General features: G+C 69.1%; 9 protein-coding genes and 1 pseudogene. 4 read left to right on the top strand and 6 right to left on the bottom strand.

The features are described 5' to 3' along the window. Positions 1-186 precede the first annotated feature (186 nt). Complete coding sequence (locus JHY01_RS11665) at positions 187-1,086, bottom strand: hypothetical protein (protein WP_205325819.1); 900 nt, start codon at positions 1,084-1,086, stop codon at positions 187-189. Between the two features lie 158 nt (positions 1,087-1,244). Here JHY01_RS11665 and JHY01_RS11660 point away from each other — a divergent pair, with 158 nt between their 5' ends. Both JHY01_RS11660 and JHY01_RS26625 read left to right on the top strand, forming a co-directional pair. After that, positions 1,245-1,898, top strand: coding sequence for a hypothetical protein (locus JHY01_RS11660; RefSeq protein ID WP_205325818.1), 654 nt, complete (start codon positions 1,245-1,247; stop codon positions 1,896-1,898). A gap of 34 nt (positions 1,899-1,932) precedes the next feature. Beyond that, complete coding sequence (locus JHY01_RS26625) at positions 1,933-2,355, top strand: hypothetical protein (protein ID WP_240192675.1); 423 nt, start codon at positions 1,933-1,935, stop codon at positions 2,353-2,355. Here JHY01_RS26625 and JHY01_RS28125 read toward each other — a convergent pair. Then, positions 2,344-2,625: pseudogene (locus JHY01_RS28125) on the bottom strand (DNA polymerase beta superfamily protein); the annotation flags it as partial. The gene JHY01_RS26625 and the pseudogene JHY01_RS28125 sit on opposite strands and share 12 nt — an antisense overlap. Positions 2,626-2,815: 190 nt before the next feature. Between JHY01_RS28125 and JHY01_RS11650 the strand changes: the two are divergent. Then, on the top strand, positions 2,816-4,063 hold the full coding sequence (locus JHY01_RS11650) for an NAD(P)/FAD-dependent oxidoreductase (RefSeq protein ID WP_205325816.1): 1,248 nt from the start codon (positions 2,816-2,818) through the stop codon (positions 4,061-4,063). Here the strand turns inward: JHY01_RS11650 and JHY01_RS11645 are convergent. Further along, positions 4,052-4,483, bottom strand: a complete 432-nt coding sequence (locus JHY01_RS11645) for an SRPBCC family protein (protein WP_205325815.1) — start codon at positions 4,481-4,483, stop codon at positions 4,052-4,054. The genes JHY01_RS11650 and JHY01_RS11645 overlap by 12 nt on opposite strands. Before the next feature lie 157 nt (positions 4,484-4,640). Between JHY01_RS11645 and JHY01_RS11640 the strand changes: the two genes are divergently transcribed. After that, positions 4,641-5,093 carry an Hsp20/alpha crystallin family protein gene (locus JHY01_RS11640; RefSeq protein ID WP_205325814.1) on the top strand — a complete coding sequence of 151 codons (453 nt, stop codon included), beginning with the start codon at positions 4,641-4,643 and terminating at the stop codon, positions 5,091-5,093. Positions 5,094-5,142: 49 nt separating this feature from the next. On the opposite strand, the gene mgrA is transcribed toward JHY01_RS11640, so the two are convergent. The 3 genes from mgrA to JHY01_RS26620 all read right to left on the bottom strand — a co-directional run bounded on the left by mgrA (position 5,143) and on the right by JHY01_RS26620 (position 8,195). Continuing rightward, the gene (gene mgrA, locus JHY01_RS11635) at positions 5,143-6,138 is read right to left on the bottom strand and encodes an L-glyceraldehyde 3-phosphate reductase (RefSeq protein WP_307814394.1); all 996 of its coding nucleotides are present in this window, start codon (positions 6,136-6,138) and stop codon (positions 5,143-5,145) included. A gap of 113 nt (positions 6,139-6,251) precedes the next feature. Next, positions 6,252-6,938, bottom strand: a complete 687-nt coding sequence (locus JHY01_RS27740; protein WP_205325813.1) for a response regulator transcription factor — start codon at positions 6,936-6,938, stop codon at positions 6,252-6,254. Positions 6,939-6,950: 12 nt separating this feature from the next. After that, positions 6,951-8,195: a cell wall metabolism sensor histidine kinase WalK gene (locus JHY01_RS26620; protein ID WP_205325812.1), complete on the bottom strand. Its 1,245-nt coding sequence runs from the start codon at positions 8,193-8,195 to the stop codon at positions 6,951-6,953. Between the last annotated feature and the right edge of the window lie 62 nt (positions 8,196-8,257).

Genomic DNA, 8,257 nt, shown 5'->3' with positions numbered 1-8,257 from the left:
CAAGGAAACAGGCCATCCACGCCCCCGCGGCCGGGAGTGTCACCCGCCGCCCACGCCACACCCGCCACCCGCGAACCAACCCCACCCCGAATCCCACCTCTCCGTCGCCGCCCGCCTGAACCGCAACCAAATCCAACCGTCACCACGCCAACGGCGGCCGCGCACCGCCTGCCTCATCGAAGGGAATCAGCGGTGATGGGAGTTTCGGACTTCTGAAAGACCCCCGAATCGGGTGACCGCAGCCGAGGCAGCGGCGCTGAAGAAGCGACCGGCGCAAGCGACGCCTGGCAAGAGAAAGACCAGCCACAACACCAGGCCGACGACATGCGAGGGCTGATAAGACCGATCGGAACCAGCGATCACCGCCACGCATACAATGCCGAATATCCATAGGGCGCAAGGGATCGCGAACAACATCCACAGCAAGCCGGGTATCCGGACGATCGGATCGAGATGCCGCTCTGGGAACTGCTCGCGGCGCACTCGCAGGCGTTGCACGGCCCAGCAGCATGCCGCGACTACGAGCCCCACAGGCAGCAGTGGCAAGATCGGTCGCTCGAGGAGCGACGCAAGCTCGGAACGGCTCTGCATGACAACGATCCCGGTGTCTGTGTCATCGGGATCGAGCATCGCCCACACTTCGACAGTCGCCGGATCGACCGAATCGCCGGCGCCGAAGTGGACCGGCTCGGAATGGAACGGGTAGTGCACCCCATCGAGCGTCGCGTAACCATCGAGGTAACACGTCCGGCCCCACTTGTCCACCCGCCCCTCGACCAGGTCGGTCACGACGGCCCGCCTGATCTCCGGGTCGCCGTCGGTGAACCGATGCCATGATGCGTCGCTCCCCTGTATGCCCGCCGCCAGGGCAGCCGAGGCGCTGACCAGCGCGTAGGAGATCAGCAGCGCCAGCCGCCGGTACCGCATCTGCGCCCTGGTCGAGACCAGCTCTCGCCGCTCCTCCGAGAGCATCGCCGTAGCCCTGACCCACCACCAAGCGATCCCTGCGATCCCTATCGTGAACAACGCCGAGGCCGCCAAAGAGGGGAACCGGTACTCGCCGAATCCGATCGAGTACCAGTACAACCCGACGACGCTCTGCAGCGCAAGAGCGGACAACCACAGGGGCACAAGGAGTCGAGGGGTTCCCAAGGCAGGCACTTTCAGTTGTGGGCGGGTGCTCCTGATCCTACCGAGGTGAGGGATCATGCACCGGTCACCGATCCGGAAGGGGCGGCCCGCGAATGGCGAACGATCGGGAGGTCCGCGCGCGACTGCGGCACGCGTACTGGATCGGGGGCGGCAGCGGAGCCGGGAAGTCCACGGTCGCCGCTGCGCTCGCCGACCGATATGGGTTGCGGCTCTACGGCACCGACGAGTCCATGCAGGACCACGCGCGGCGGACCACGCCCGCCGAAGCACCGCACCTCCACGAGTTCATCTCGATGAGCATGGACGAGCGCTGGCTGAACCGCTCACCCGAGATCATGCTGGAGACCTTCCACTGGTTCAGGGGCGAGGGCTTCCACCTCATCGTCGAAGACCTGCTCGCGATGCCCCCGGGGCAGAAGGTCGTCGTCGAAGGGTTCCGGCTCCTGCCCGCGCTCGTCGCGCCGCTGCTCGCCGACCGGAGCCGGGCCGTGTGGCTGCTGCCGACCGCTGACTTCCGAGAGTGGGCGGTCGACAAGCGGGCGAAGGCGACGAACCGGCCGGGGTTCATCTATCAGACCAGCGAACCTGATCGGGCCGCCCGCAACCTCGCCGCGCGCGAGCGGCTCTTCGTCGAGCGGCTCCGCAATGAGACTCGCGGGCTAGGACTGCAGGCGATTACAGTCGACTCGGCCGTGGACGAGAGCGAATCGATCCGGCTCGTGAGCGAGCAGTTCGGGCTTTCCTGAAGCGGCCCAGCCGAACCCCCTTGGAAGGAACCCCATGCCTCAGGTCGTCATCGTCGACATCGACGGGACCGTCGCGCTTCGCCTCGGCGAGAAGCCCCGGTCGCCGTTTCATTTTCACCGGGTCGGCGAGGACGCGCCGAACCCGTCGGTCATCGCCGTCGTCCAGGCGCTGGCCCGGTGCGGGCACAAGATCGTGTTCCTCTCGGGCCGGGACGAGGTGTGCCGCACCGAGACCCTGACTTGGCTCAAACGGCACCTCGGTTTGGCCGACTTCGAGCTGTACATGCGCAAGGCCGGTGACAACCGCCGCGACTCGACCGTCAAACGCGAGCTCTACGAAGCCCACCTGGCGCACCGCGATGTCCTTTGTGTACTCGACGACCGCGACCAGGTCGTGCGCATGTGGCGCGAGGAGCTGGGCCTGACCTGCCTGCAAGTCGCCTACGGCGATTTCTAGCGAGTACATGACCAGGTCGGTGTCGCCGTGGCCCGAGCGGTGCCCTTCGGGCTGGGTCCGCCACACGTAGTGGTCCATCGGGCCGCGCAGGCCGATCGCGCATTCGGGCGGTTCGACGAAGACGCCCATCTCGTCGTGGTCGTCGGTCCCTGCGATCGCGATGCCGTGCAGGCCCGAGCCGACCTCGGTGCGGAGGATCTCGCCGTCGCGTGCGATCGCGGCGTCGCCGTGTTCGGTGTGCGCGGCGGAGTGGGGGAGGGTCCCGGTCATGCGGTCAGCTTGCCAAGCCGCGCCCGGGGAAGCGAGCGAGATTCCCCTCGGGCGGGGATTGCGGGGCGCGCTGGTGGGAATCCGCCGAACGGACCCGATCGCGCCTGATCGCGGGACAATGGGGCCGACCCGCCGCCCGTCGAGCCGGAGGCGCTCAGGAGCGGACTTGTCGATACTTGGGGGGACGCAGATGAACAGTGCACCGTACAGGGAGTCGCCCGGCAACGCGCCGTACGTCATCGTCGGGGGCGGGCTGGCCGCTTCGAAGGCCGCGCAGACCTTGCGCGACGAGGGCTTCGAGGGCGATCTGGTGGTCGTCACGGGGGAGGCGCACCGGCCGTACGAGCGGCCGCCGCTCTCCAAGGACTATCTGCGCGGCGAGGCGAACCGCTCGGCCGTGTTCACCGTCGACGAGAGCTGGTACGCACAGAACGCGGAGGTGCGCACCGGCGAGCCCGCGACCGGGCTCGACACCGCGTTGCGGCGGCTGGCCTTGGCGGACGGGTCCACCATCGACTACAAGAAGCTGCTCATCGCCACCGGCTCCAGTCCCCGCCCGCTGCCGATCCCGGGCGCGGATCTCCAGGGCGTGCACCTGCTGCGCACCGTCGAGCAGTCCGATCTGCTGCACGCCGCGATCAAGGACGCCGAGCACGTCGCGATCGTCGGCGACGGCTGGATCGGCATGGAGGTCGCCGCCTCCGCGCGGCAGCTCGGCCGCGAGGTCACGGTGTTCGGGCTCGGCGCGCAGCCGCTCGAACGGGTCCTCGGCCCGGAGATGGGGCTCGTCTTCGGCCGCCTGCACACCGACCACGGCGTGGAGCTGCTGCGGCGCACCCAGGTCGCGAAGATCCTCGGGGAGGAGGGGCGGGCGGTCGGCGTGGAGACCGATGAGGGGAAGCGCGTCGACGCCGACGTCGTGCTGCTCGCGGTCGGCGCCACGCCCAATACGGGGCTCGCGGTCGAGGCTGGGATCAACTTGCGCCCCAAGGAACTCGGCGGCGGCATCGCGGTCGACGGGACGCTGCGCACGAGCGGTCCGGACGTGTGGGCCGCCGGTGACGTCGCGAGCATCCCGTCCCTCCACTACGGACGCCCGATCCGGGTGGAGCACTGGCAGACCGCGCTCGATTCGGGACCGCACGCCGCGAAGGCGATGCTCGGGGACGAGGCGCCGTACGACAAGCTGCCGTACTTCTTCACCGACCAGTACGACCTGGGCATGGAGTACCTCGGGTTCGTGGCCGGGCCGGACGCCTACGACGAGGTCGTGGTCTCCGGGAGCATCGAGTCGCTGGAGTTCGTGGCGTTCTGGACCAAGGGCGGCCGCGTGCTCGCGGGCATGGCCGTGAACTCCTGGGACCGGACGGCCGAGATCGAGGCGCTCATCCGCGCGGCCGACCCGCCGAGTTCCGAAGCGCTGCAGTCATTCCGCTGAGTCGCGTTCCAGGATCTCCTTGAGGTGCCGGTGGCTCACGGGCGCGCCCTTCTCGGCGGCGCGGCGCACCATCGGGAGCAGCACGGCGCCCATGCCGTGGCCCTCGAAGTCGAGCGTGAACACGACCCTCGAGTGGGCGCCGTCGTCGCGCGGCGAGACGGTGACGGTGGCGTGGGGCCGGATGGCGCCTTCGACGCCTTCGGCGGCCCAGTGCCGAGGCGGGTCGTCGGCGGTGATCCGCTGGAGCGTGGTGCGCTCGGCGCCCACGAAGCGGCGGACGGTCATGAACTCCTCGTCGTCGAGGATCTGGACGCGGATGACGTCGCGCTGCCATTCGGGGAAGCGGGTCGGATCGGTGGCGTAGGCGAACACGACGTCGGGGGGCCTGTCGATGTCGATCGTCGAGATCAGCGGGGCCATGATGCGTTCCTCGTCGTTGCAGGGCCGGTTGCTCCCTCCAGCGTCTCACCGATCGGGGCGGGTGTCGCCCCTCCGGCGGTGGATTAGGCCGCACCTGGGCGGGCATCCTCTGACGCGGCGGCACGAGCGGCCGCCGAACGATTGGAGGAGGAGAACGATGGCCAGGCTTCCCATGCGCAGGGGCGCGATCGAGCGCTCCGATCCGATGTCCGTTCTCGATGATTTCGCCGGGTACATGAACCGGATGATGGGCCCGTACTTCCCGTCCGCGGACGTGGGCGATCAGGCGTGGACACCGCTGGTGGACATGTCGGAGAACGACAAGGAGTACCACATCGACATCGAGGCGCCCGGTGTCAAGCGGGAGGATCTCTCGATCGACATCGAGGGCCAGCAGCTCTCGGTGAGCGGCAAGTACAGCAGCGAGGACCACCACGAGGGCAACGACGTGCGCCGTTCGAGCCGGCGCAGCGGCCAGTTCGAGTACACGGTGCGCCTGCCGCACGCCGTGGACGCGGACAAGTCGAGCGCCGAGCTCAAGGACGGGGTGCTGTGCATCGCGATCCCGAAGAAGGAGTCCGCGGAGCAGAAGCGCATCACGATCAAGTAGCGCTTGCTCGACCGGGGCCGCCCGCCAGGGCGGCCCGGCCGCGGTGCGTCTAGCCGATCGCGTGCTCGTCGATGGCGGCGAGTTCCCCGTCGGAGAAGTCGAGGTTCCCGAGCGCGCCGATGTTGTCCTCCAGCTGCTCGACGCTGCTGGCGCCGATGATGACGCTGGTCATGCGCTCGTCGCGCAGCGCCCAGGCGAGGGCCATCTGGGCGAGGGACTGGCCGCGTCCGGCGGCGATGTCGTTGAGGGCGCGCACGCGCGCCATCTTGGTCTCCTCCAAGGCGTCCTCGTTGAGGAAGACGCTGGTGCGCACGCGCGAGTCCTCGGGGATGCCCCCCAGGTAGCGGTCCGTGAGGAGGCCTTGCGCCAGGGGGCTGAACACGATGCAGCCCGCGCCGACCTCCTCAAGGGCGTCGAGGAGGCCGTCGCGTTCGGTCCAGCGGTTGAACATCGAGTAGGACGGCTGGTCGATCAGGAGCGGCGTGCCGAGGTCCTTCAGGATCGCGGCGGCCCGGCGCACCTGTTCGGCGTTGTAGTTCGAGATGCCCGCGTACAGCGCCTTGCCCGAGCGCACGATCGCGTCGAGCGCGCCCATGGTCTCCTCGAGCGGGGTCTCCGGGTCGGGCCGGTGGTGGTAGAACACGTCCACGTAGTCGACGCCCATGCGCCGCAGGGACTGGTCGAGCGAGGAGACCAGGTACTTGCGCGAGCCCCAGTCGCCGTAGGGGCCGTTCCACATGTGGTACCCGGCCTTGGAGGAGATGACGAGCTCGTCGCGGTAGGGCCCCAGGTCCTCGGCGAGGACGCGGCCGAAGTTCTCCTCGGCGCTTCCGGCCGGCGGGCCGTAGTTGTTGGCGAGGTCGAAGTGGGTGACGCCGAGGTCGAAGGCGCGGCGGATGATCGCCCGCTGGGTCTCCAGGGGCCGGGTGTGGCCGAAGTTCTGCCACAGGCCGAGGGAGATCGCGGGGAGTTTCAGGCCGCTGCGTCCGGAGCGGCGGTACTGCATGGTCTTCTCGTAGCGGTCGTCCGCGGGAAGGTAGGTCACGAGTGCAGCCTATCCGGAGGGGCAAGCGTTGTCACTGCCCTCGGTGACGCTTGCGAGCCGCAGATTCACCAGGCGAACGGCAGGTGAACGACCGGCCGTGGCCGCAGGGCGCGCTAGGCGTGCGGGTCGAACTTGTAGCCGAGGCCGCGCACCGTCACGAGGTGGCGGGGCTTGCCCGGCTCGGGCTCGATCTTGGAGCGCAGGCGCTTGACGTGCACGTCGAGGGTCTTGGTGTCGCCCACGTAGTTCGCGCCCCAGACGCGGTCGATGAGCTGGCCGCGGGTGAGCACGCGACCGGCGTTGCGCAGCAGCATCTCCAGCAGCTCGAACTCCTTGAGCGGCAGCTGCACGTCGGCGCTGTTCACCGTGACGGTGTGGCGGTCGACGTCCATGCGCACCGGCCCGGCCTCCAGGACGGTGACGATCGGGTCGTCGGGCTCGGCCGAGCGGCGCAGCACCGCGCGGATGCGGGCCACGAGCTCGCGGGAGGAGTAGGGCTTGGTGATGTAGTCGTCCGCGCCCAGCTCCAGACCCACCACTTTGTCCACTTCGGAGTCGCGGGCGGTGACCATGATGATCGGCACGTTCGAGTTCGCCCGCAGCTCACGGCAGACCTCGGTGCCGGACTTCTCCGGCAGCATCAGGTCGAGCAGGACGACGTCGGCCCCGGCGCGCTCGTACTCCTTGATGGCGGCGTCGCCGTCGGCGGCGACGGCCACCTCGAAGCCCTCCTTGCGGAGCATGTAGGAGAGGGCATCGGAGAACGATTCCTCGTCTTCAACTACGAGCACGCGGGTCACGAGTGAACCTTTCTACAGGCCGGCTTGCTGGGTTGTTCCGATTGCATCCGATTCCGGTGCCGCGGCGTCGGACGGAAGGGAACGAGCAGGCAACATCAAGGTAAACACTGATCCGGCTTCGGGCATACTGGACACTTCGACTCTACCCCCGTGATTGACCGCCACGTGCTTGACGATCGCCAGGCCGAGGCCGGTGCCGCCGGTCGAGCGCGACCGCGCCGCGTCCACCCGGTAGAACCGCTCGAAGATCCGGTCGAGCTCCTCGGCGGGAATGCCGATCCCCTGGTCGCGCACGGCGATGCACACCATCTGGACCCCCGCCAGATGCCCGGTCGGGGAGGTGATCGAGGTGGAGACCTCGACAGTGGTGTCCTCAGGTGAATAGGAGATGGCGTTGCCGACGAGGTTCTTCACCGCGGTCACGAGTTGGGACTCCGAACCGAGCACCTCCGCGCCGCGCACGCCCGAACAGGTGAGCTCGATGCCCTTCTCCTCGGCCGCTATCCGCGTCTGGTCGAAGGCCTCGGCGATGATCCGGTCGACCTCGACGGGCTCGGGGTCCGGCAGCTTCTCCGCACCCTGCAGCCGCGAGAGCTCCAGCAGGTCGGTGACCAGGTGGTTCATGCGCTTCGACTCGGACTGGATCCGCGCGGCGAACCGCGCCGACGCGTCGGGGTCCTCCGCGGCGTCCTTGAGCGCCTCGGCCAGGATCTGCATCGCGCCGACCGGGGTCTTCAGCTCGTGGCTGATGTTCGCCACGAAGTCGCGGCGCACCCGCTCGACCCGGTGCAGCTCGGAGATGTCCTGGAACTCGGCCACGGACACGCCGTCGGGCAGCGGCGTGATCCGCACGCTCACCGCGCTCGGCTCGCCCATGACCTGCTTGGGGACCTCGATCTCGGCGTCCCGGTAGCGGCCGGAGCGACGGGCCTGCGCGAGCAGCGCCCGCAGCGTCAGCGAGATGATCTCGTGGTCGTCCACCAGGCCCAGGTCGCGGGCGGCCCGGTTGGTGTAGAGGACGCGGTTGTGGTCGTCGACCAGGCACACGCCGGTGCGCAGCAGGTCGGTCGCGGCCTCCCACGGGCGGGAGTCGGCGACGGCGGCGGTGCGGACATCGGGGCGGGGGGTGCCGCGCTGCCGGGTGCGCAGGAGCGCTGCGGCGGCGGCGCCGAAAGCGGCTCCCGCGGCCAGGCCGGTGAGGACGCGACCTGCGCTCTTGCGCAGGCCCGCGAGCGGCGGCGAATCATGGTGGGCCACGACCCCAGCGTAAGCGCGAAACAGCCCGGCGTCGAACGCCGGGCCGCAACGCATGTCACCTT

It is taken from the genome of Glycomyces sp. YM15 (assembly GCF_016918015.1).
Taxonomy (GTDB): domain Bacteria; phylum Actinomycetota; class Actinomycetes; order Mycobacteriales; family Micromonosporaceae; genus Glycomyces.
The sequence above is the reverse complement of the archived record's forward strand: the minus strand, read 5'-3'. Positions and strand labels throughout refer to the sequence as shown.

Excerpts from the sequence above, each read along its gene's own strand:
- JHY01_RS11660 (WP_205325818.1), top strand. The coding sequence starts at position 1,245 with ATGGCGAACGATCGGGAGGTCCGCGCGCGACTGCGGCACGCGTACTGG.
- JHY01_RS26625 (WP_240192675.1), top strand. The coding sequence starts at position 1,933 with ATGCCTCAGGTCGTCATCGTCGACATCGACGGGACCGTCGCGCTTCGC.
- JHY01_RS11650 (WP_205325816.1), top strand. The coding sequence starts at position 2,816 with ATGAACAGTGCACCGTACAGGGAGTCGCCCGGCAACGCGCCGTACGTC.
- JHY01_RS11645 (WP_205325815.1), bottom strand. The coding sequence starts at position 4,483 with ATGGCCCCGCTGATCTCGACGATCGACATCGACAGGCCCCCCGACGTC.
- JHY01_RS11640 (WP_205325814.1), top strand. The coding sequence starts at position 4,641 with ATGGCCAGGCTTCCCATGCGCAGGGGCGCGATCGAGCGCTCCGATCCG.